General features: G+C 75.3%; 9 protein-coding genes and 1 pseudogene. 4 read left to right on the forward strand and 6 right to left on the reverse strand.

Annotated elements, in window-relative coordinates:
* Positions 1 to 226 precede the first annotated feature (226 nt).
* From ACTEI_RS24855 to ACTEI_RS24875, 5 genes and pseudogenes are all read right to left on the reverse strand, one after another.
* Positions 227 to 14,770: pseudogene (locus ACTEI_RS24855) on the reverse strand (SDR family NAD(P)-dependent oxidoreductase); the annotation flags it as partial.
* 6 nt (positions 14,771 to 14,776) lie between these two features.
* Positions 14,777 to 15,817, reverse strand: a complete 1,041-nt coding sequence (locus tag ACTEI_RS24860) for a 3-dehydroquinate synthase family protein (protein WP_372443317.1) — start codon at positions 15,815 to 15,817, stop codon at positions 14,777 to 14,779.
* Positions 15,814 to 16,503: an HAD-IA family hydrolase gene (locus ACTEI_RS24865; RefSeq protein ID WP_239082745.1), complete on the reverse strand. Its 690-nt coding sequence runs from the start codon at positions 16,501 to 16,503 to the stop codon at positions 15,814 to 15,816. The genes ACTEI_RS24860 and ACTEI_RS24865 overlap by 4 nt, the downstream gene beginning before the upstream one ends.
* Positions 16,500 to 17,591 carry a Gfo/Idh/MocA family protein gene (locus tag ACTEI_RS24870; protein WP_122979869.1) on the reverse strand — a complete coding sequence of 364 codons (1,092 nt, stop codon included), beginning with the start codon at positions 17,589 to 17,591 and terminating at the stop codon, positions 16,500 to 16,502. The genes ACTEI_RS24865 and ACTEI_RS24870 overlap by 4 nt, the downstream gene beginning before the upstream one ends.
* A complete protein-coding gene (locus ACTEI_RS24875; protein WP_122979870.1) occupies positions 17,591 to 18,754 on the reverse strand; it encodes a DegT/DnrJ/EryC1/StrS family aminotransferase in 1,164 nt (387 codons plus the stop codon). The genes ACTEI_RS24870 and ACTEI_RS24875 overlap by 1 nt, the downstream gene beginning before the upstream one ends.
* A 286-nt stretch (positions 18,755 to 19,040) precedes the next feature.
* Between ACTEI_RS24875 and ACTEI_RS24880 the strand changes: the two genes are divergently transcribed.
* From ACTEI_RS24880 to ACTEI_RS24890, 3 genes are read left to right on the forward strand one after another with little or no spacing between them, the layout of a single operon-like run.
* Entirely contained in the window at positions 19,041 to 19,487 is a 447-nt protein-coding gene (locus tag ACTEI_RS24880; RefSeq protein ID WP_122979871.1) for a type II 3-dehydroquinate dehydratase, read from the forward strand.
* Complete coding sequence (mhpA, locus tag ACTEI_RS24885; protein WP_122979872.1) at positions 19,484 to 21,052, forward strand: bifunctional 3-(3-hydroxy-phenyl)propionate/3-hydroxycinnamic acid hydroxylase MhpA; 1,569 nt, start codon at positions 19,484 to 19,486, stop codon at positions 21,050 to 21,052. Before ACTEI_RS24880 ends, mhpA begins: the two co-directional genes overlap by 4 nt.
* A gap of 16 nt (positions 21,053 to 21,068) precedes the next feature.
* Entirely contained in the window at positions 21,069 to 21,908 is an 840-nt protein-coding gene (locus ACTEI_RS24890) for an ROK family protein (protein ID WP_239082742.1), read from the forward strand.
* Between the two features lie 13 nt (positions 21,909 to 21,921).
* Here ACTEI_RS24890 and ACTEI_RS24895 read toward each other — a convergent pair whose 3' ends face one another.
* Positions 21,922 to 22,341 carry a hypothetical protein gene (locus ACTEI_RS24895; protein WP_122979874.1) on the reverse strand — a complete coding sequence of 140 codons (420 nt, stop codon included), beginning with the start codon at positions 22,339 to 22,341 and terminating at the stop codon, positions 21,922 to 21,924.
* 307 nt (positions 22,342 to 22,648) lie between these two features.
* On the opposite strand from ACTEI_RS24895, the gene ACTEI_RS24900 reads away from it, so the two are divergent.
* Positions 22,649 to 23,074, forward strand: a complete 426-nt coding sequence (locus ACTEI_RS24900; RefSeq protein WP_122979875.1) for an Hsp20/alpha crystallin family protein — start codon at positions 22,649 to 22,651, stop codon at positions 23,072 to 23,074.
* Positions 23,075 to 23,101: the final 27 nt, after the last annotated feature.

Genomic DNA, 23,101 nt, shown 5'->3' on the forward strand with positions numbered 1-23,101 from the left:
CGGTGCCGCCCATGGCGCGCCGCACGAGATCCGCCACGTCCATCTCGTCGATCAGGCCGAGTTCCCGTTCGTCGGCGTCCTGGCCGGCGGCGATGATCCGGCGGAGCCCTTCCGGGCCGGCTTCCTCGGCGGTGTCGCCGGTCTCCGGCTCGACCAGCTGGTCGCGCAGGAAGGCGGCGAGCGTGGCCGGCGTCGGGTAGTCGAAGATCATCGTGGCCGGGAGCGTCGCTCCGGTGGCGGTGGACAGCGCGTTGCGCAGGGCGACCGCGGCCAGCGAATCGAACCCCATCTCCTGGAACTGCTGGCGCGGCCGCACCTCGCCGATGCCGGTGTGCCCGAGCACGTCGGCCGACCGCTCCTGGACCAGCCGGGTCAGGATGCGCAGCCGCTCCTCGTCGCCGGCCCCGGCCAGGAGGCCGGTGAGACGCGAGCCGGCCAGGGCCTCCTCCTCGGCGCGCGCCGCGGCCACCTCGGCGGCCCGGCGCGCGGCGGGCAGGTCGGCGAGCAGCGGGCTGGGCCGCGACGAGGTGAACGCCGGCAGGAACGCCGTCCAGTCCACGTCGGCGACCGCGACGGCCGCGTCGTCGTGCCGGATCGCGGCCTCCAGCTCGCGCATCGCCCGGTCCGGGGCGAGCGCGAGCAGGCCGCGGCGGCGCAGCTGGTCCCGGGCATCCGGGTCGGCGGCGATGCCGATGCCCTCGATCACGCCCCAGGCCAGCGAGGTGCCCGGCAGCCCGCGGGCGCGGCGGCGGTGGACCAGCGCGTCGAGACGGGCGCTGACCGCGCCCGCCGCGCCCTGCCCGCCGCCGCCCCAGACCCCGGCGACCGAGGTGAACGTGACGAACAGGTCGAGCGGCCGGTCGTCCAGCAACTCGTCGAGGTGCTCCGCGGGCGCCGCCGCGCGGGACATCAGCGCGGCCAGGTCGGCGCCACCGGTGGCGGCGAGCGGGACCGCGCCGCCCAGGTCGGCGGTGTGCACGATCCCGCTGAGGGCGGGCCGGGTCGCGGCGGCGGCCAGCAGATCGGCGATGCCGTCGCGGCGGCTGAGGTCCGTCCCGACCACGGTGGCTGCGGCGCCCCGCTCGGCGAGCTCGGAGATCAGCTCGGCCACGCCCGCGGCGTCCTGCCGGTCCGGCGCGGTGGTGAGCAGCAGGTGCTCGGCGCCCCGCTCGGCCAGCCAGAGCGCGGTGTGCCGGCCGAGGCCCTCGGTGCCGTTGGTGACCAGCACGGTGCCGCGGGTCCGCCAGTTCCCGTCCGGGGTCTCGTCGCGCCGCGGGCCGGGGCGCAGGCGGCGGGCCAGCGGGCCGGCCGCCCGTACCGCGACCTGGTCCTCGGCACAGTGCCCGGTGAGCACGCTGATCAGCAGGTCGGCGGCCCGGGTGTCGCATCGTCGCGGCAGGTCGACCAGGCCGCCCCAGCGGTCCGGGTGCTCCAGCGCGGCGGCCAGGCCCAGCCCCCAGACCGGCGCCTGCTCCGGGGCGTGCGGCGGGTCGGCCGGGCCGGTGCCGACGGCGCCGCTGGTCGCGCACCAGACCGGCACGCCCGCGTCGAGCCGGCCGAGGCCGTGCAGCAGGTCGAGGGTGGCGCCGGTCGGGTCGGGTTCGCCGAGCGCCAGCAGGGACAGCACACCGGCGGGCCGGGAGCCGTCCGGGCCGGCGGTCGCCGCGAGGCCGGCGGAGCGGACCGGGATCAGGCGCATACCGCGGGCCCGCAGCGCGGCCACCACCTCGGTCTGCGCTTGCGTCGGCGTATCGGAGAGGACGACGGCCCAGGGGCGCGACCGGTCGCCGGGCCGCGGCCGCGGCATGGGGACCCAGGAGACCTGGAAGCGGGGTTGCTCGGCGCCGGTGTCGTCGGAGGTCTCCGCGAGCCAGTAGCGCCGGCGCTGGAACGGGTATGTCGGCAGGTCGAGTGGCCAGCCGTCGCCGTGGCCGAGCAACGCCGCCCAGTCCACGTGATGCCCGCGCACATACAACCCGGCCAGAGCACGCAGCACCGCCACCACATCATCGGTGTCACGCCGCAACGACGGCACGAAACCCGCCCCGCCCATCCCCGACAACACCGCGTCCGGACCGAGCTCCAGGAACGTGTCGATCCCCTCGTCACGCAACGCCCGCACCCCGTCGGCGAACAACACCGTCGCCCGCACATGCCGCACCCAATACTCCGGATCCGACACATCCGCGATCGCACCGGTCACATTCGACAACACCGGAATCCGCGCCGGCCGGAACGTCAACCCCCGCACCACCGCCCGGAACTGCTCCAGCATCGGCTCCATCAACACCGAATGAAACGCATGCGACACACTCAACCGGCGACTACCCACCGGCAAGCTGCCCACCACCTCATCCACCGCAGCCACCGGACCCGAAATCACCACCGCATCCGGCCCATTCACCGCAGCAACCGACACCCCCGGCGGCAACAACGGCCGCACCACATCCACACCCGCAAACACCGCCGCCATCGCCCCACCCGACGGCAACTCCTGCATCAACCGGCCCCGCGCCGCCACCAACACCGCCGCATCCGCCAGCGACAACACCCCCGCCGCGAACGCCGCCGCCACCTCACCCACCGAATGCCCACCCACCACCTCAGGCACGACACCCCACGACCGGAACAACCGCCACAACGACGACTCCACCGCGAACAACGCCACCTGCGTCACCCCGGTCCCCGCCAAAACCCCCTCATCCGCACCGAACACCACCGACGCCACATCACCCGGCAACAACCCACACACCTCATCGAACGCCTCCCTGAACACCGGAAAACGCTCATACAACCCAGCCGCCATCCCCACCCGCTGCGACCCCTGACCGGTGAACAACACCGCCAGACGGGGGTGTTCGGTGGCGGTGCCGGTGACCGCACCGGCGGCCGGGAACGCTGCCAGCGCGGCCACCGCCGCCTCACGATCGGCGGCGACGACCACCGCGCGGTCCGGCAGCGCGCCCCGGGTCCCGGTCAGCGCGCGGGCCACCTCGGGCAGGTCGGCGTCCTCGTGGGCGAGCAGGGTGGCCAGCTGTTCGGCCTGCACGGCGAGGGCGGCCTCGCCGCGGGCGGAGAGCACCAGCGGCACCGGCCGCACCGGCGGCGCCGCGGCGCCGCCGGTCGGGGCGACCTGGTCGGGCGCCTGCTCCACGATCACGTGCGCGTTGGTCCCGGAGACGCCGAACGCCGAGATCCCGGCCCGCCGCGGCCGGTCCGACTCCGGCCAGGGCCGGGCACCGGTCAGCAGCCGGACCGCGCCGGACGGCCAGTCCACCCGTGACGTCGGCGCGTCCACATGCAACGACCGCGGCAGCACGCCGTGCCGCATCGCCATCACCATCTTGATCACTCCGGCGACGCCCGCGGCGGCCTGGGTGTGCCCGATGTTCGACTTCAGCGACCCCAGCCACAGCGGCTCGGCACGCTCCTGCCCATACGTGGCCAGCAACGCCTGCGCCTCGATCGGATCACCCAACCGGGTCCCGGTCCCGTGCGCCTCCACCGCGTCCACGTCCCGCGGCGCCAGCCGGGCGTTCGCCAGCGCGGCCCGGATCACCCGCTGCTGCGCCGGCCCGTTCGGCGCGGTCAACCCGTTCGACGCCCCGTCCTGGTTCACCGCCGACCCACGCACCACACCCAGCACCCGATGCCCGTTGCGAACCGCGTCCGACAACCGCTCCAGCAACAGCACCCCGGCGCCCTCGGCCCAGCCCGTCCCGTCCGCCGCCTCCGCGAACGACTTGCACCGCCCGTCCGGGGACAGGCCGCGCTGGCGGGAGAAGGCCACGAACGCGTCCGGCGCGGCCATCACGGTCACGCCGCCGGCCAGCGCCAGCGACGACTCGCCGGAGCGCAGCGACTGCGCGGCCAGGTGCAGCGAGACCAGCGACGACGAGCAGGCCGTGTCGACCGTGACGGCCGGGCCCCGCAGTCCGAGGAAGTACGCGACGCGGCCGGAGACGACGCTGCCGATGCCGCCGGTCATCAGATAGCCCTCGGTGCCGTCCGGGACGGTCTTCAGCCGGGTCGAGTAATCGTGGTTGACCAGGCCGGTGAAGACGCCGACCGGCTGCTCGCGCAGCGTCGCCGGGTCGATGCCGGCCCGCTCCAGCGCCTCCCAGGAGATCTCCAGCATCAACCGCTGCTGCGGATCCATGGCCAGCGCCTCACGCGGCGAGATCCCGAAGAACCCCGCGTCGAACTCGTCCGCGTCGTGCAGGAACCCGCCGGAACGCACGTAACTGGTGCCCGGGTGGTCCGGGTCCGGATGAAACAGCCCCTCCAGGTCCCAGCCCCGGTTCACCGGGAAGTCCGAGATCCCGTCGGCCTCCGCGGCGACCAGTTCCCACAGGTCCTCCGGCGACCGGACGCCGCCCGGGAACCGGCAGGCCATGCCGACGATCGCGATCGGGTCGCCGGCGGCGGCCCGGGTGGCCGGCACGGGCGCCGGCGCCGGCGCAACGGTGCTGCCCGGGGTGAGCTGCGTGGCCAGGAAGTCGGCCACGGCGGCCGCGGTCGGGTGGTCGAAGACCAGGGTGGCCGGCAGTTCGATGCCGACGGCGGACTGCAGCTCGGCTCGCAGGCGCAGCCCGGCGAGCGAGTCGAAGCCGAGGCTGCGGAAGTCGCGGCCCGGCTCGACCGGCCGGTCATGGCCGAGGACGGCCGCGCTGCGGGCGCGGACCAGGTCCAGCAGGGCTCGCCGGGAGGCGACCGTGGCGGCGGCCGGCGCGACGTCCGGCGCGGGGACGTCCGCCGTGAAGGGGGTGGCCTCGTCCAGCCAGAAACGGCGGTGCTGGAAGGCGTACGTGGGAAGCTCCGTCGCCAGGCCCGGGCGGCCGCCCTCGTACAGCGGCGTCCAGTCCACCGGCACACCCCGCACGTCCAGGTGGGCCAGCGCGGTCAGCACGGCGACGTCCTCGGCCTCGTCCCGGTCCATCGAGGTCAGGAACGCCGATCCGGGCGGCCGGCCGGTGGAGGCGGCCTCGGCGAGCGAGGTCAGCGCCGCGCCCGGGCCCAGTTCGAGGAAGGTGGTCACCTGTTCGGCGTGCAGCGCCCGGACGCCGTCCAGGAAGCGCACCGTGCCGCGCACCTGGTCGACCCAGTAGTCCGGCGAGCAGAGCTGGTCGGCGCCGGCCGGCCCGCCGGTGCGGTTGGAGATCACCGGGAGCCGTGGCGGGCGCAGCTTCAGGCCGGCCACGACGCCGCGGAACTCGTCGAGCATCGCGTCCATGTGCGCCGAGTGGAACGCGTGGCTGACCCGCAGGCGCCGGGTGCGGTGCCCGCCGTCGGCGAGCCGTCCGGCGAGGGCCAGGACCGCGTCGGCGTCGCCGGAGAGCACGACCGCGCGGGGACCGTTGACCGCCGCGATCTCGACGCCGGCGCTCAGCAGCGGCCGTACGTCCTCCTCGGCGACGTCCACGGCCACCATCGCGCCGTCGCCGCGCATCGCCTGCATCAGCCGGCCGCGCGCGGCGACCATGGTGGCGGCGTCGGCCAGGGACAGGACGCCGGCCACGTGCGCGGCGGTGATCTCGCCGAGCGAGTGGCCGGCGAGCACGTCGGGGCGTACGCCCCAGGACTCGAAGAGCCGGTAGAGGGCCGTCTCGATGGTCAGCAGGGCGGGCTGGGCGTGGACGGTGGCGTCCAGGGAGCCGGCCGCGTCGCCGAAGAGCAGGTCACGCAACGGCAGGTCGAAGGCCGCGCAGAAGTCGTCCACGGTGGAGCGGAACACCGGGTACCGCTCGTACAGCCGGCGACCCATGCCGGGGCGCTGGCTGCCCTGGCCGGGGAAGAGCACCGCCAGCCGGCCGGGCCGGCGGCTGCCGAGCACGACGTCGCCGGGCAGGAGATCGCCGGCGGCCACCGCGTCCAGGCCGGCGAGCAGCCGGTCGCGGTCCGCGCCGACCACGACGGCGCGCTGGTCGAACCTGGTACGCGCCTGCAGGGCCCGGCCGATGTCCAGGTCGTGCAGGTCCGGCCGGTGGCGGACGAAGGCGGCCAGGCGGGCGGCCTGGGCGCGGAGCGCGTCGCGGGTGGTGGCCGACACCGGCCACGCGGTGACGCGCGGCGGCCCGGCCGGGGCGGCGGCCACCGGCGCGGGTGGCGCCTGCTCCAGGATGACGTGGGCGTTGGTGCCGCTCACCCCGAAGCCGGACACTCCGGCGCGGCGCGGGTGGCCGGACTCCGGCCACGGGCGCGCCTCGGTCAGCAGCCGGACCGCGCCGGACGGCCAGTCCACCCGCGAGGTCGGCTCGTCGATGTGCAGGCTGGGCGGCAGGATGCCGTGCCGCATCGCCATCACCATCTTGATCACTCCGGCGACGCCCGCGGCGGCCTGGGTGTGCCCGATGTTCGACTTGACCGAGCCGAGCCACAGCGGCTCGGGACGCTCCTGGCCGTAGGTGGCCAGCAACGCCTGCGCCTCGATCGGATCACCCAACCGGGTCCCGGTCCCGTGCGCCTCCACCGCGTCCACGTCCCGCGGCGCCAGCCGGGCGTTCGCCAGCGCGGCCCGGATCACCCGCTGCTGCGCCGGCCCGTTCGGCGCGGTCAACCCGTTCGACGCCCCGTCCTGGTTCACCGCCGACCCACGCACCACACCCAGCACCCGATGCCCGTTGCGAACCGCGTCCGACAACCGCTCCAGCAACAGCACCCCGGCGCCCTCGGCCCAGCCCGTCCCGTCCGCCGCCTCGGCGAACGCCTTGCACCGCCCGTCCGGGGACAGGCCGCGCTGCCGGGCGAAGTCGACGAAGGCGTCCGTGCCGGTCATCACCGTCACCCCGCCGGCCAGCGCCATCGTGCACTCGCCGGAGCGCAGCGACTGGGCGGCCAGGTGCAGCGCCACCAGCGACGACGAGCAGGCGGTGTCCAGCGTGATCGACGGTCCGTGCAGGCCGAGGAAGTACGACACCCGCCCGGACACCACGGCGTTCGAGGCGCCGGTGATCCGATGCCCCTCGACGAGCTCCGGCATCCGGTGCAGGCGCAGCGCGTAGTCCTGGGTGTTGACCCCGACGAAGACGCCGATCTGCTGGCCGCGCAGCCCGGCCGGGTCGATGCCGGCCCGCTCGAAGGTCTCCCAGGACGTCTCCAGCATCAGCCGCTGCTGCGGATCCATGGCCAGCGCCTCGCGCGGCGAGATGCCGAAGAACTCGGCGTCGAAACCGGCCGGGTCGTCCAGGAAGGCGCCGCGCCGGGCGTAGGTGGTGCCGGGGTGGTCGGGGTCCGGGTGGTGCAGGGCGTTCAGGTCCCAGCCGCGGTCGGCGGGGAAGTCGGTGATCGCGTCGACACCGCCGGCCACCAGGTCCCACAGCTGTTCCGGGCTGCCGACGCCGCCCGGGAAACGGCAGGCCATGGCGACCACCGCGATCGGCTCGTCGGCGGCGGCCCGGCCGGGTTCCGGCACGGCCGTCCCGGCCCGGGTGTCCAGCAGCTCGCCGGCCAGGTGCCGGGCCACGTCCCGGACGCTGGGGTGGTCGTAGAGCAGCGTCGGCGCGAGCCGCAACCCGGTCGCGTCGGCCAGCCGGTTGCGCAGCTCCACCGAGGTCAGCGAGTCGAAGCCCTGCTCGCGGAACGGGCGGGCGGTGTCCAGCCGGTCGGCCGCCGAGTGCCCGAGGACCTGCCCGGCGTGCCGGGACACCAGTTCCAGCAGGAGCTCCTCGCGCCCGGCCGGGTCCAGCCCGGCCAGTCGCCGGGTGAGGTCGTCCGCGGCCGGCGCGGCCCCGGCCGCGGCGCGGCGCCGCGCCGGGACCAGCCCGCGCAGGGGCGCCGGGAGCTCCGCGGTCGCGGCCAGCGCGCGCAGGGCGGTCAGGTCCCAGGCGGCCGGTACCACGGCCGCCTCGCCGGACCGCAGCGCGCTGTCGAGCAGCGCCAGCCCGGCGCTCTCGGTCAGCTCGGCCATCCCGGTGTGGCGGTGACGCTGCACGTCGGCCACGCCCAGGTGCGCGGTCATCCCGTCGGCCGTGGCCCAGCCGCCCCAGGCCAGCGACGTGCCGGGCAGGCCGGCCGCGCGGCGGCGGCGGGCGACCGCGTCCAGCACGGCGTTCGCCGCCGCGTAGTTGCCCTGGCCCGGGTTGCCGAGGATGCCGGCGGCCGAGGAGAACAGCACGAACGCCGCCCGGTCCAGGTCGCGGGTCAGCTCGTCCAGCACCAGGGCCGCGTCCGCCTTCGGGCGCGACACCCGGTCCAGGCGCTCGGCGGTGAGCGAGGTGAGCACCCCGTCGTCGAGGACGCCGGCCAGGTGCACGACCGCGGTGAGCGGGGCGTCCGGTGGCACCGAGGCCAGCACGCCGGCGACCGCGGCACGGTCGGCGGCGTCGGCGGCCACGAAGCGGACCCGGGCGCCGTACCCGGCCAGCTCGGCGGCGAGCGCGTCCGCGTCCGGCGCGGCCGGGCCGCGGCGGCTGATCACGATCAGCGACCGGAAGCCGTGTTCGCGCACCAGGTGCCGGGCGACGATCCGGCCCAGGCTGCCGGTGCCGCCGGTGAGCAGGGCGGTGCCGGCCGGGTCCCAGGCGGGCGCCGGCCCGTCCGGCACGTCGACGCGGACCAGGCGGGGAACCCGGGCCTGACCGGCGTGGAGGGCCAGTTGCGGTTCGCCGGTGGCCAGGGCCGCCGCCAGAAGCTCCGGTTCCGGTACGCCGTCGGCGTCGAGCAGGACGATCCGGCCGGGGTGCTCGGCCTGCGCCGACCGCAGCAGCCCCCAGACCGCCGCGGCGGACGGATCGGCCGGCTCGACGGCGCCCCGGGTCACGACCACCAGCCGGGAGTCCCCCGGCTCGGCGAGCCAGGCCTGGACCCGCTCCAGGACCTCCGCGGTGACCGTCCGGTGGTCGCCGGCCGGCGCTTCGAGCACCCGGACGTCGCCGTGGGCGGCCGGGGGCGGCAGCGGCACCGGCTGCCACCGCACGGTGTACAGCGGCCCGCCGGTGCCGGTCGGGGCCGGTGGCGGCGTGAGGTGGATCGCGTCGACCGAGGCGACCGGCGCGCCGGCCGGGTCGGTCAGGTAGAGCGCCACCGTGTCCGGGCCGTGCGGCGCCAGCTGGGCGCGCACCGTGGTGGCGCCCACCGCGTACAGGCGGATGCCGGTCCAGCGGGCCGGGAATCCGTCCAGGGCGGACTGGAGCAGGGTGGGGTGCAGGCCGAGTCCGTCGGCCTCGGCGACCGCGACCTCGACCGTCTCGGGACCGGCCGGCGGGAACGGGACCGGCTCGGCGTCACCGGTCAGCACCGCCCGGGCATGGCGGGTCCAGCCGCCACCGGTACGGGCGTCGATGTGCACCCGGCGGCGGCCGGTGGCGTCCGGCTCACCCACGTGGACGCGCACGTCGGCGGGGAGCGCCAGGGGGGCCTCCACGGTCAGCTCGGCGACCGTGTCGCAGCCCACCTCGTCGCCGGCCCGCAGCGCGCACTCCACGAACGCGGCGGCGCTGTGCTCGGCGAGCCACGGGTGGGTCTGCTCCGACCAGCGGGCGCTGAACAGCAGCCCACCGCCGTCCGGCAGCTCGACGGGCGTCCCGATCAGCGGGTGGGCGCCGGGGGTGCCGGACCGGCCCGCGGCGAGCCAGTACCGCTGATGCTGGAACGGGTATGTCGGCAGGTCGAGTGGCCAGCCGTCGCCGTGGCCGAGCAACGCCGCCCAGTCCACGTGATGCCCGCGCACATACAACCCGGCCAGAGCACGCAGCACCGCCACCACATCATCGGTGTCACGCCGCAACGACGGCACGAAACCCGCCCCGCCCATCCCCGACAACACCGCGTCCGGACCGAGCTCCAGGAACGTGTCGATCCCCTCGTCACGCAACGCCCGCACCCCGTCGGCGAACAACACCGTCGCCCGCACATGCCGCACCCAATACTCCGGATCCGACACATCCGCGATCGCACCGGTCACATTCGACAACACCGGAATCCGCGCCGGCCGGAACGTCAACCCCCGCACCACCGCCCGGAACTGCTCCAGCATCGGCTCCATCAACACCGAATGAAACGCATGCGACACACTCAACCGGCGACTACCCACCGGCAAGCTGCCCACCACCTCATCCACCGCAGCCACCGGACCCGAAATCACCACCGCATCCGGCCCATTCACCGCAGCAACCGACACCCCCGGCGGCAACAACGGCCGCACCACATCCACACCCGCGAACACCGCCGCCATCGCCCCACCCGACGGCAACTCCTGCATCAACCGGCCCCGCGCCGCCACCAACACCGCCGCATCCGCCAGCGACAACACCCCCGCCGCGAACGCCGCCGCCACCTCACCCACCGAATGCCCACCCACCACCTCAGGCACGACACCCCACGACCGGAACAACCGCCACAACGACGACTCCACCGCGAACAACGCCACCTGCGTCACCCCGGTCCCCGCCAAAACCCCCTCATCCGCACCGAACACCACCGACGCCACATCACCCGGCAACAACCCACACACCTCATCGAACGCCTCCCTGAACACCGGAAAACGCTCATACAACCCAGCCGCCATCCCCACCCGCTGCGACCCCTGACCGGTGAACAACACCGCCAACCGAGCCCCGTCCACCGCCGACCCGGTGATCGTGTCGGCGCCCAGGAGCACCGCCCGTTCGGGCAGGGCGCCGCGGGTACGGACCAGCGCGCGCGCCGCGTCGACCGGGTCGAGATCCGCGACCAGAGCGGCCTGCGCGGTCAGGGCGGCCCGGCTGCGCGCGCTGAGCACCAGCGGAACGGGCAGCCCGGTCAGCGCGCCGGGCATTGCGGCCGGCGGCTCCTGCGGCGGCGCCTGTTCGAGGATGACGTGGGCGTTCGTACCGCTCATCCCGAAGCCGGAGACCCCGGCGCGGCGCGGCCGATCCGCCGCCGGCCACGGCCGCGACTCGGTCAGCAGCCGCACCGCACCGGCCGACCAGTCCACCTGCGACGTCGGCGCGTCCACATGCAACGTCGGCGGCAGCACACCGTGCCGCATCGCCATCACCATCTTGATCACGCCACCCACCCCGGCAGCCGCCTGGGTGTGCCCGATGTTCGACTTCAACGACCCCAGCCACAACGGCTCGGCACGCCCCTGCCCATACGTGGCCAGCAACGCCTGCGCCTCGATCGGATCACCCAACCGGGTCCCGGTCCCGTGCGCCTCCACCGTGTCCACCTGGTCGGCCGGCACGCCGGCGTCGGCCAGCGCGGCCCGGATGACACGTTGCTGGGACGGTCCGCTCGGCGCGGTCAACCCGTTCGACGCCCCGTCCTGGTTCACCGCCGACCCACGCACCACACCCAGCACCCGATGCCCGTTGCGAACCGCGTCCGACAACCGCTCCAGCAACAGCACCCCGGCACCCTCGGCCCAGCCCGTCCCGTCCGCCGCCTCCGCGAACGACTTGCACCGCCCGTCCAGCGCCAGCCCGCGCTGCCGGGAGAACCCGACGAACGCATCCGGGGTGGCCATCACGGTCACGCCGCCGGCCAGCGCCAGCGACGACTCACCCGAGCGCAGCGACTGCGCGGCCAGGTGCAGCGCCACCAGCGACGACGAGCAGGCCGTGTCGACCGTGACGGCCGCGCCCTCGAGGCCGAGGAAGTAGGAGACCCGGCCGGAGAGCACGCTGCCGGCCCCGCCGGTGAGCATGTAGCCCTCGTCGGTCTCCCGCCCGTACGCGTAGTCCTGGTGCATGGCGCCGGTGAAGACGCCGACCGGCTGCTCGCGCAGCGTCGCCGGGTCGATGCCGGCCCGCTCCAACGCCTCCCAGGAGATCTCCAGCATCAGCCGCTGCTGCGGATCCATGGCCAGCGCCTCACGCGGCGAGATCCCGAAGAACTCGGCGTCGAACCCGGCCGCGTCGTCGAGGAATCCCCCGGCTCGGGCGTGACTGGCTCCGGGCCCGTCCGCGCCGTCGAAGAGCCTGGCCAGGTCCCAGCCACGGTCGGCGGGGAACGGCCCGACGGCGTCGGTCTGCTCGGCCACCAGCCGCCACAGGTCCTCGGGCGACCGGACGCCGCCGGGGAAGCGGCAGGCCATGCCGACGATGGCGATCGGCTCACGGGTCGCCGGAGCGAGGGGCTGGGGCGCGGCCGCGGCCGGGGGCGTGCCGGGCGCCGCCGGACCGGTCAGCGCGCCGGAGAGCGCCCGGGCGAGCGCCCGCGGCGTCGGGTGGTCGAAGGCGGCGCTGGCCGGCAGGCGCGTCCCGGTCGCCGCGGCGAGCCGGTCACGCAGCTGGACGGCGAGCGCGGAGGTCATGCCGAGGTCGGAGAACGCCGTGGCGGGCGGGACGCTGCCGACGCCGGGCAGGGCGAGCAGGTCGGCGACCTGTTCCCGGACCAGCGTGAGGAGCCGGCGCGGGCCGGTCCCGGTGACCCGGGCGGCCGGGGCGCCGGCCCGCGGGCGCGCCGCGAACACGTGCGCCAGGTCGCTGCCGAGCGCCACGTCGAGCACTTCCGGGTCGTCCGAGCCGACCGACACCGCGGGTACGCCCTCGGCTCGCAGCCGGCGGGCCAGCGCGTCGACGGCGGCCGCCGCGGCGGCCGTCTCCGGGTCCGCGTCACCGGTCGTGCCGGCGGCCGAGGACAGCAGCACGAGCGCGCCCAGCCCGGGGCGGGCGAACTGCCGCACGCTGTCGAGGTCCGGCTCGACGACCACCACGACACGCGCCGCGACGTCCGGGCCGAGCCGGTCCACCAGGCGGGCGTCGGCGCCGGCCGCGACGAGCTCGTCGCGCAGGCCGGTGGCGCGGTCGTCGCCGGCGAGCAGGACGTCGCGCGCCCCGTGCGCCCGGACCAGGCGCCGTGCGGCGGCGGCGCCCCGCGGGTGGTCCGCGCCCACCACGACGACCGGGCCGTCGACCGGGGCCGGCCGGCGTACCGCGGGCTCGACCGGCACGCGGCCGGGCAGCAGGACCGCCGCACCGCGTACCGCGAACTCGGCCACGCCCAGCCGCAGCCCGCGCTGCAGCGCGTCGGGGTCGTCGTGGCCCGCGGGATCCAGGTCGGCGAGCACGATGCGGTCCGGGTGCCGGGTCCGCAGCGACCGCACGAATCCCCACACCGCGGCCTGCGCCGGGTCCTCCTCGGCGCCGCGGGTGGTGACCAGCAGCCGGCCGCCGTCGGCGGTGGCCAGCCAGTCGGTGACCGCGGCCGGCTCCGGCGCGGCGAGCACGGTGATCCCGGACGGGTCCGCGTCGGCGTCCTCGTCGGTCGGCGTCCACTCCAGCCGGTACACGCCCGCGGCGTCGCTGTTGCCGCGGGCCAGCAACCGCGCCGGGACGCCCTCCAGCAGCCGCCGGGCGACCTTGCCGGACGCCGTACGCGGGACGGCCTCGATCTGGTAGACCGCCTCCGGGACCTTGTGGTGGGACAGCTGCCGCCGGCAGGCGGCGAGCGCGGCGGCCGGGTCGAAGCCGGCGTCCGGCACGACGTAGGCGACCGGGACCTCGCCCAGCACCGGGTGCGGCGCGGCGGCGACGGCGACGTCGCGCACGCCCGGCACGGTCCGCAGCACGGCCTCCACCTCCAGCGGGTGGATCTTCTCGCCGCCGCGGTTGATCAGCTCCCGGATCCGCCCGGTGACGGTGAGGTAGCCGGCCGGGTCGCGGCGGGCCAGGTCGCCGGTGTGGTACCAGCCGTCGCGCAGCACCTCGGCGGTGGCCTCCGGCTGGTTGTGGTAGCCGGCCATCACGTTCGGGCCGCGGACCCAGACCTCGCCCTCGTCGCCGTCGGCCACGTCGCGCCCGGTCCGCACGTCGACGAGCCGGACGGCCAGGCCCACCACGGGCAGCCCGCAGGAGCCCTCGACCCGGGCGCCGGTCGGCCAGTTGATCGCGATCGAGCCGCAGGTCTCGGTGCTGCCGTAGGCGTCGACCAGGGGCACCCCGAAGGCGTCCTCGACGGCCTGGCGCAGCTGCGCCGTGGTGATCGCGCCGCCGACCAGCCCGACCCGCAGCCCGTCCGCGGTGAAGTCCCGGGCGGCCGCCTCGCGGACCAGCTCGTGGTAGACGGCGGGCACGCCGGCGACGACCGTGGGCCGCTCCGCCGGCCAGAGGTCGAGCAGGTCGGCGCCGGACAGGCCGTCGGCGATCCGGGCGGTGGCGCCCACCGACGGGACGGACAGCACGCAGGCGATGTGCGAGAGGCTGTGGAACAGCGGCAGCGGCCACAGCACCCGGTCCGCCTCGGACAGCCCGAGCACCGGCACGTAGCTGGCCGACACCGACCACAGGCAGTTGCGCGGGGTGGAGAGCACACCCTTGGGGCTGCCGGTGGTGCCGGAGGTGTAGAGCATCCAGGCGACGTCGTCGAGGCCCAGGTTGTCGTACGCCGCGACGCCCGGCTCGCCGGTGGCCATCGCCTCGTAGCCGTGCGAACCGGCCGGCCCGTCGTCGCCGACCACCACGAGGGTGAGCCCCGGTACGCCGGCGCCGGCGAGCCGGTCCAGGTGCTGCGCCTCGGCGATGACCGCGGTGGCGCCGGAGTCGCGCAGCAGGTAGCTCAGTTCCGCCTCGGTGGAGCGGGGGTTGAGCGGCACCGCGACCGCGCCGGCCCGGGCGGCGGCGTAGTAGCTCTCCACCGTCTCCACCCGGTTGCCCAGCAGCAGCGCGACCCGGTCGCCCGGGCGTACGCCGAGCCGGGCGAGATGACCGGCCAGCCGGCGGGTCCGCGCCTCCAGATCGGCGTAGCCGACCGCGCGGCGGCCGTCCCGGAAGGCCGTCTTCGGGCCGAACCGCTCCGCCTGCCGGATCAGCATCCGGTGCGGGGGCTGCACCAGCTCGGTACGCAGCATCAGACCTCAGCTCTCGGACTCGGCGCGCGGCATCGCGGCCAGCACGGCGGCGACCGCGGACTCGGGTACGTCGGTGACCGTCTCGGCCCCGCGCGGCCCGTCGAGGACGAACGTGAGCCCGGTCGTGGCCTTCTTGTCCCGGCGCATCAGGGCGAGCAGGGCCGCCGGGTCCACACCGGACGGCAGCCGGCCGGACAGGCCGTAGTGGGCGACCACCTCGGCGTGCTCGGCGACCCGCTCCGGCGTGATCCGGCCCAGGTGCCCGGCGAGGCGTCCGGCGAAGACCGTGCCGATCGCCACCGCCTCGCCGTGCCGCAGCGTGAAGCCGGTGCCGACCTCCAGCGCGTGCCCCAGGGTGTGGCCGTAGTTGAGCAGGTGCCGCCGGCCGGAGCTCTCCCGCTCGTCGGCGGAGACCAGCTCCGCCTTGCGCCGCACACTGGCGGCGATCTGCTCGGTGTGCGAGCGCCCGCGCAGGTCACCGGCGCCGATGAAGTGGCAGCGGGCGATCTCGCCGTAGCCGCTGCGCAGCTCGGCGGCGCTCAACGTGGCCAGGTAGTCGGTGTCGCAGAGCACCGCCCGGGGCTGCCAGTAGGCGCCGACGAGGTTCTTGCCCTCCGGCAGGTTCGCCCCGGTCTTGCCGCCGACGCTCGCGTCGACCTGGGCCAGCAGCGTGGTCGGCAGGTGGATCACCGGTACGCCCCGGTGGTACAGCGCGGCGGCCAGCCCGGCCGTGTCGGTGGTCGATCCGCCGCCCACCGCGACCACCACGTCGGTGCGGGACAGCCCGAACTGCGCGAACCGGCGGCAGTAGCGCTCCACCACGCTCAGGGTCTTGCCGGCCTCGCCGTCCTCGGCCGACAGCACCAGGTGCGGCACGCCGGGATCGGGCGTCCACCCGGCCGGACGTGCCGAGACGACGACGGCCCGGCGGGCGCCGGTGCGGGCCACCTGCTCGGCCAGCCGGTGCCGTACGCCCGGGCCGATCAGCACGTCGTACGAGCGGTCGCCGAGCTCGACCCGTACCCGCTGCATCGCCGTGGTGGTCATGCCCGCGCCGCCCGGCACCAGTCGCGCAGCTCGGCCGGGCTGGCCACCACCACGTCCGGGCCCGCGGCCACCAGTTGCGCGGGGTCGCCCTCGCCCCAGACGGCGGCGATCGCGGTGACGCCGGCCGCGCGGGCGCTGGCCAGGTCGGTGACCGCGTCGCCGACCATCACGGCCTCCTGGCGGGTCACGCCGAGCAGGTCCACCGCGCGCAGCACGATGTCCGGCGCCGGTTTGGCGTTCGCCACCTCGTCGGAGCCGATGACGTGGTCGAACAGGTGGCGTACGCCGAGGCCGGCGAGCAGCGAGCGGGCGCGCGGACCGCTCTTGCCGGTGGCCACGGCGAACCGGATCCCGCTGTCGTGCAGGTCCCGCAGCATCGCGGTGACGCCGTCGAACAGCCGGACCCGGTGGGCGAGCCGGTAGCTCTCCCGGACGAACGGGCCCTCCATCTCCAGGGGCAGGCCCATCATCGACATGATGTCCGGGAAGTACCGGCCGAGGTGCTGGGTGTACTCCTCGAACGGCGGCTCCCCGGCACCGACGACCTCCCGGTAGGCGGTAGCGAACGCCTCACGCATCACGCCGAAGCTGTCCACCAGGACGCCGTCGAGGTCGAAGACGACCGCCCGCAGCCGGGTGCGGGCCGGCGCGCCGGGGTGCCGGATCGTGTCGTCGTCGCGGGTCAGTTCGGCCACGCCGGCTGCCTTTCCGTGTCGCGTTCGCGGGTGGCCGACGCGTAGGCCCGTTCGATCACCTCGAGGGTGGCCCGGGCCGCCGCGACCGCCCGGCCGCGCTGTGCCGGGTCCGCGGCGAGGGCGGGGAGGGCGTCGACCTGCCGGTCGTACTCGATGCCGACCGGCTCCGGATCCAGGGGTACGGCCTCGGTCCGCCCGAGCCGGGTGACGGTGAGGGTGGACCCGCCGTCGCGGTGCGGGCTGAACCCGAACGTGCAGCGCAGCACCGCGGTGCCGGCGGCGCCGTGCAGCTCCACCAGCGTGCTGTCGTGCTCGGCGTGCGACGCCCAGCTGGCGTGCACGGACGCCGAGGTGCCGTCCGCGGCGGCCAGGAAGACCCGGGCGGTGTCCTCCACGTCGCCGCCCGGCCCGGCGGCCGCCTCGTCGGCGCGCCAGAGCGCGCGGGCCGTGCCCCGGCTGACGAAGTCGTGGCCGACCGTGGCGATGACCTGGTCGAACCGGATGGGCCGGCCGAGCAGTCCGAGCCCGGTGTCGAGCAGATGCCAGCCGAGGTCCATCAGGGCGCCGCCGCCGGCGGTGTCGCGGTGCGTGAACCAGGCGGTGGCCGGCACGCCGCGGGCGCGTACCCAGGCCAGCCGGGTGTGCCGGATCCGGCCGAGCGACGGCGCCACGGCGGCCAGGCCGCGGATGTCGCCGCGGTAGCGGGCGGCGCTGCCGGCCAGCAGCACCGCGCCGGACGCCTCCGCCGCGGCCAGCTCGTCCACCTCGGCGGTGCTCAGGCAGACCGGCTTCTCCACGAAGACCGGTAGGCCACGCCGCAGCAGGGCGGACGCGACCGTGGCGTGGGCGTGGTTGGGCACCGCCACGACGGCGAGATCGGCGAGCCGCGGGGACAGCTCGGCGACCGAGTCGAGCAGCAGCGGCCGGGCGCCGTCGAGTTCGGCGGCGGCCGCGGCGCGGGCGGCGGGGTCGGGCTCGACCACCGCGGTGACCGTCGTCCCGGGGTGCGCGACCAGCCGGGGCAGCCAGATCCGGCGAGCCGCCCAGCCCAGGCCGACGACGGCGACGCGCAGAGCCATCACGCGGCCAGGACCTCGGCGACCACGTCCGCGACCGCCTGCATCTGCTCCTCGGTGCCGAGCAGGGTGCGGTGGTGCAACCAGATGCAGTCGCGGCTGAGCTCCTCGCTGACCGGGCACCGGGCGGCGAGGGCCTCGGCCGGCTCGTCCGGCGCGGCCATCTCCCAGAACGCCTTGGTGCGGTAGATCGCGCGGAACGCGGCGAAGGCGGGCACGCCGCCCGCGATCAGCCGGTCCACCACGGCGTTGCGGTCCTGCTCGCTGATCCCGGGGATCCGGAACATCGCCATGTAGTGCGGATTGCGGGTGCACCGGTCGTCGCTGCCCTGCGGCACCACGCCCGGGATCCGCGCGAGCAGACCGGACAGCAGCGGCCACCGCTTCTCCCGGACGTCGATCTGGCTGTCCAGGCGGGCCAGCTGGGCGCGCAGCACACCGGCGGTGAACTCGTTCATCCGGAAGTTCGAGCCGGACGTCTGGTGCAGGTACGAACGGTCGGTGCGCGGGCGCCCGCAGCTGTGCCGCAGGTACGCCAGCTCGTACTGGGCGGTGTCGGGGAAGGTCAGCGCGCCACCCTCGCCGGCGGTCATCAGCTTGCCGTTCTGGAAGCTGAACGCGGCGATCGAGCCGAGCTCGCCGACCCGCCGGCCGCGCCACTCGGCGCCGTGCGCGTGGGCGGCGTCCTGCAGCAGCGGCACGCCGGACTCCGTCGAGAGCCGGACCAGGGCGTCCATGTCGGCCAGCTGACCGGCCATGTGCACCGGCATGATCACCCGGGTCCGGTCGGTGATCGCGGCCTCGGTGGCGGCCACGTCGATGCAGTACGTCGCCGGGTCCACGTCGACCGGTACGGCCACGGCGCCGAGCCGCTGAGCGGCCTGCGACGAGGAGATGAAGGTGAACGCCGGCACGATCACCTCGGCGCCCGGCCCGACGCCCAGGATCTGCAGCGCCAGCTCCAGCGCGTGCGTCCCGCTGGTCACCGCCAGGGCGTGCGGGCTGCCGTGGTAGGCGGCGAATTCGCGTTCGAACCCTTCGACCTCCTGGCCGGTGACGCGCCACCATTGACCCTGTTCGAGAGCGCGGAGAAGACCATTCCTCTCCGCGTCGTCGAATTGCGGCCACGCTGGTAGATCAAGATTTTTCGGCAAACCGCCAGACATTGATTACCCACCTCGATAAGCCATCGATTTCCGGCGGCTTCCCAGCCTCTTCGGGTGCTGCCGACACCGACATCGTTTGCGGTGGCGGACCCGGTTCGCAACCCCCTCAGCGCACCCCCTACACGCCCCTAACGGGGCCCTTGCCGCGCATACCCGCAGGTCAATGCGATGGGCCGAGGAATTCACGGGTGGCGGCGTGAGGCGTATCAATGGCTCGTTGCACTGACCGGCGAGCCGTGGTTAGCATCGACCATCTCCGACCGACACGGAATATCCGAGGTCAATCGTGCGCGAACTCCTCCTGCTCAACGGTCCCAATCTGGGAATACTCGGCCGGCGCCAGCCGGAAATCTACGGCCATCGGACGACGGCGGATATCGAGGCTCTCGTGGCCGCCGAGGTGAAAGACGCCGGATGGACGGTCGTGGCCCGCCAGCACGACGGCGAGGGCGACATGGTCCGCACCATCCAGGACAGTTACGACACGGTCGGCGCCATCGTGAACCCGGGCGCCCTGATGATCGCCGGGTGGAGCCTGCGGGACGCCCTGGCCAACTTCCCGCGCCCGTGGATCGAGGTGCACCTGTCGAACCTGTGGGCGCGGGAACAGTTCCGCCACGAGTCGATCCTGGGCGCCCTGGCCAGCGGAGTCATCTTCGGGTTGGGCGCGGAGGGCTACCGGCTGGCCGCCCGGGCCCTGGTCGCCACGGTGACCGCCGGCGAGACCGCATGAGCCCCGTCCTGATCGTGGGGTACGGGCCGGTCGGCCAGGTGCTCGCACTGCTGCTGGCGCGCCAGGGGCATCCGGTCACCGTGGTGGAGCGGTGGGCCGCGCCGTACCCGATGCCGCGGGCCACGGTCCTCGACGGCGAGACGGCACGCACGCTGGCCGTCCTCGGCCTGGGCGACGCGCTCGGCGTGATCGGCTCACCGGTGGACGCGTACGACTGGCGCAACGCCCGCGGCGAGTCCCTGCTGCGGATGAACTTCGCCGCCCCGGGCGCGTACGGCTGGCCGGACGCGACCGCGTTCCACCAGCCCGCGCTGGAGCAGGCGCTCGCCGCGCGCGCCGCCGAGCCGGGCATCCGCGAGCTGATCACCGTGCACCGCGGCCACACGGCGGTGCGGCTGGCCGAGACGCCCGGCGCGGTCACCCTGACCGCCCGGACCGCGGACGGCGCCGAGCGTACGCTGCACGGCTCGTGGCTGATCGGCTGCGACGGCGCCAACAGCTTCGTCCGCGAGGCGATCGGCGCGTCCGTCACCGACCTCGGCTTCTCCCACGACTGGCTGCTCTGCGACGTCGTACCGAAGCGGGATGCCGCGGTCAGCGCGGCCAACACCCAGATCTGCAACCCGAGGCGGCCGACCACCACGGTCGGCAGCGGCCCCGGGCGGCGCCGCTTCGAGTTCATGCGACTGCCCGGCGAGCCGGTGGCCGACCTCGACCGCGAGGACACCGCCTGGCGGCTGCTCGAACCGTTCGACGTGACGCCGGAGAACGCCACCCTGGCCCGGCACACCGTCTACACGTTCCGGGCCGCCGTGGCCGACACCTTCCAGCGCGGGCGGGTCCTGCTGGCCGGGGACGCGGCGCACACCATGCCGCCGTTCGCCGGCGCCGGGCTGTGCTCGGGGATCCGGGACGTGCTGAACCTCTCCTGGAAGCTGGACCGGGTGCTGCGCGGCGTCTCGGACCAGCGGCTGCTGGAGACGTACCAGCCGGAGCGCCGCGCGCACGCGCTGGACACCATCGAGTTCTCGGTACGGCTGGGCCGGATCGTCTGCGTCACCGACGAGGCGGAGGCCGCCGCCCGCGACGCCGCCCTGGCCGCGGAGACGATGCCGGACCGCCCGGTGTCCCGGCCGCTGCGGGCCGGCCTGCTGCACCTGACCGTCGGCACGGTCGCCGCCGCGCCCACCGGATCGCTGATGCCGCAGGGCCGGGTCCGCGCCGACGGGGTGACCGGGCTGTTCGACGAGGTGGTCGGGGTCGGGTTCACGCTGCTGACCACCGAGGACCCGGACACCGCGCTCGGCGACGGGGTGCGCGCCGCGCTGGCGCGCATCGGCGTGCGCACCGTGCGGGTGGTGGCCGCCGGCGCCGCCGCGACCAGCGCGGAGATCGCCGACCTCGACGGGGTCTACCTGCCGTTCTTCGCCGCGAGCCGGGCCCGGTTCCTGCTCGTGCGGCCGGACTTCCACATCTTCGGGGCCGGCCGCAACGCGCGCGAGCTCGGCCTGATCGTCGAGCAGCTGCGCTCGGCCCTGGAGGTGCGCCATTCACCTGGCGATTGACATCGGCGGCACCAAGGTGGCGCTGCGCCTGGAGTCGGTGGGCGACCGGGTGTTCACCTGGCCCCGCGCCGGCACCCTGGCCGACGATCTGTCCGCGCTGGCCGGGCAGGTCCGGCAGCTGCGCGCGGCCGGGCCGCTGACCGGGGTGGGCGTGGCGATGCCGGCCACCCTGGACGCCCGCGGCCGGGTGACCGCCTGGCCGACCCGGCCGTCCTGGACCGGGCTGGACCTGGCCGGCGTCCTCACCGACCTGTTCGGCGCCACACCGGTGCGCCTGGCCGACGACGGCGACCTCGCCGCCCTGGCCGAGGCGGACGAGCTCGGCTGCGCCGACCTGGTCTACGCCGGGGTGGGCACCGGGATCGGCGGCGGCATCGTCCTGGCCGGGCGCCCGGTTCCCGGGCCCGGCCGCGGCTCCTGCGAGCTGGGCCACGTGGTGGTGGATCTGCACGGCGCCCGGTGCGACTGCGGCCGCCGCGGATGCGTGCAGGCCGAGGCGTCCGGGCCGGCGACCCTGCGCCGGGCCGCCGCCGCGGCCGGCGCCCCGGTCACCTTCGACCAGCTGCGGTCCGGCTTCCGCGACGGTACGCCGTGGGCCGTCACCGCGGTCGGTCAGGGCTGCGCCGCCCTGGCCGCCGCGCTGGCCGGCGCGGCCGAACTGGTCCGCCCCGAGGTGATCGTGATCGGCGGGGGTTTCGCCGCGGCGCTGCCCGGATATGTCGACGAGGTGGCCCGCCGGCTGGCCCGGCTGGCCCGGCCCGGGCACCCGCCCGCACCGGTACGGCCGGCCCGGCTCGGCGACCGGTCCTCGCTGCACGGCGCGATGCTGGCCGCCCGGGGCGCGCTGGACGGGTGAGCCCGGCCGGCGGTCACTCGGCGCCGGACAGCTGCATCGCGACGTCGAGCTCACGCTGTTTCGCCGGGGAGAGCACCCCGATCCGCTCGATCAGATATTCCGCGCCGACGGACGTTGTCCAGGTGCAGAAGATCTTCCCGTCCCGGGGCAGCGCGACGCGGACGACACCGTCCTCGGCGAGCCCCTCCCGCGCTCCGAAGCGGACCTCGATGCCGATCGCCCGGGCGTGCGGCCCGGCCGCCTCGATGATGCGCTCCCGCTCCGCCGCGTCGACCGCCTGCGCGCCGGAGAGCAGCAGGAACCCCTGCCGCTCGGCGGGGGTCGCCGGGGCGACGATCTGCGCCGCCCGGAACTCCGGTCCCGCGCCACCGGACAGCAGGACGACGGGGCGCTTGTCGTCGATCTGGGCCCACCACAGCTCGCCGCGTTCCATGCGCCGACCCTACCCGGCACGCTCACCGGGTCGGGGACGCCACCACGGGGCTCGCCGGCGCCACCCGGCCGGCCGCGTCGCCGCAGCCTTGCGGGGCGTACGCGCCGTCGCCGGCCACCCCGGCGACCAGCGAGAACGGGAACGGGCCGGCCGGACACGCGTCCGGAGGAAATCGCGGCGATCGGCTTGACGGCGGGGAGCGTTCGTTGTAACGGTAGAAGTAAGTTGAGTCAAGGGCACTCAACCACCGGGAGCTTCCCGGGACCGTTCAGGCTTTGGTGAGGGAGCACCGAAGGAGGGGACGACCATGCTTCTGCGTACCGACCCGTTCCGCGACATCGACCGCGTCTTCGAGCAGATGACCGGCACCACCAGCCGGCCGGCGGCGGTGCACGTCGACGCCGAGCGCGACGGTGAGACCTTCTACGTGTACTTCGACCTGCCCGGGGTCGACCCGGACTCGATCGACCTGACCGTCGAACGCAACATCCTGCAGGTGCGGGCCGAACGCCGGCGCCGGACCAGGGAGGGCGCCGAGGCGGTGATCAGCGAGCGGCCGATGGGCGTGTTCAGCCGGCAGCTGCTGCTCGGCGACACCCTGGACACCGAGAACCTCGAGGCCACCTACGACAACGGCGTGCTGACCCTGCGCATCCCGGTCTCCGCGAAGGCCAAGCCGCGCAAGATCGCCATCGGCTCGGGGGACAGCGGACCCCGGCAGATCCAGAGCTGACCGCGCCGCGGGTGACCGCACTCCCGG

The sequence above is a fragment of the Actinoplanes teichomyceticus ATCC 31121 genome, from assembly GCF_003711105.1.
Taxonomy (GTDB): Bacteria; Actinomycetota; Actinomycetes; order Mycobacteriales; family Micromonosporaceae; genus Actinoplanes; species Actinoplanes teichomyceticus.

Bases quoted from the DNA above. Each gene is read 5' to 3' on its own strand.
- ACTEI_RS24860 (WP_372443317.1), bottom strand. From the start codon at position 15,817: ATGACCACCACGGCGATGCAGCGGGTACGGGTCGAGCTCGGCGACCGC.
- mhpA (WP_122979872.1), top strand. From the start codon at position 19,484: ATGAGCCCCGTCCTGATCGTGGGGTACGGGCCGGTCGGCCAGGTGCTC.
- ACTEI_RS24875 (WP_122979870.1), bottom strand. From the start codon at position 18,754: ATGTCTGGCGGTTTGCCGAAAAATCTTGATCTACCAGCGTGGCCGCAA.
- ACTEI_RS24900 (WP_122979875.1), top strand. From the start codon at position 22,649: ATGCTTCTGCGTACCGACCCGTTCCGCGACATCGACCGCGTCTTCGAG.
- ACTEI_RS24895 (WP_122979874.1), bottom strand. From the start codon at position 22,341: ATGGAACGCGGCGAGCTGTGGTGGGCCCAGATCGACGACAAGCGCCCC.
- ACTEI_RS24870 (WP_122979869.1), bottom strand. From the start codon at position 17,591: ATGGCTCTGCGCGTCGCCGTCGTCGGCCTGGGCTGGGCGGCTCGCCGG.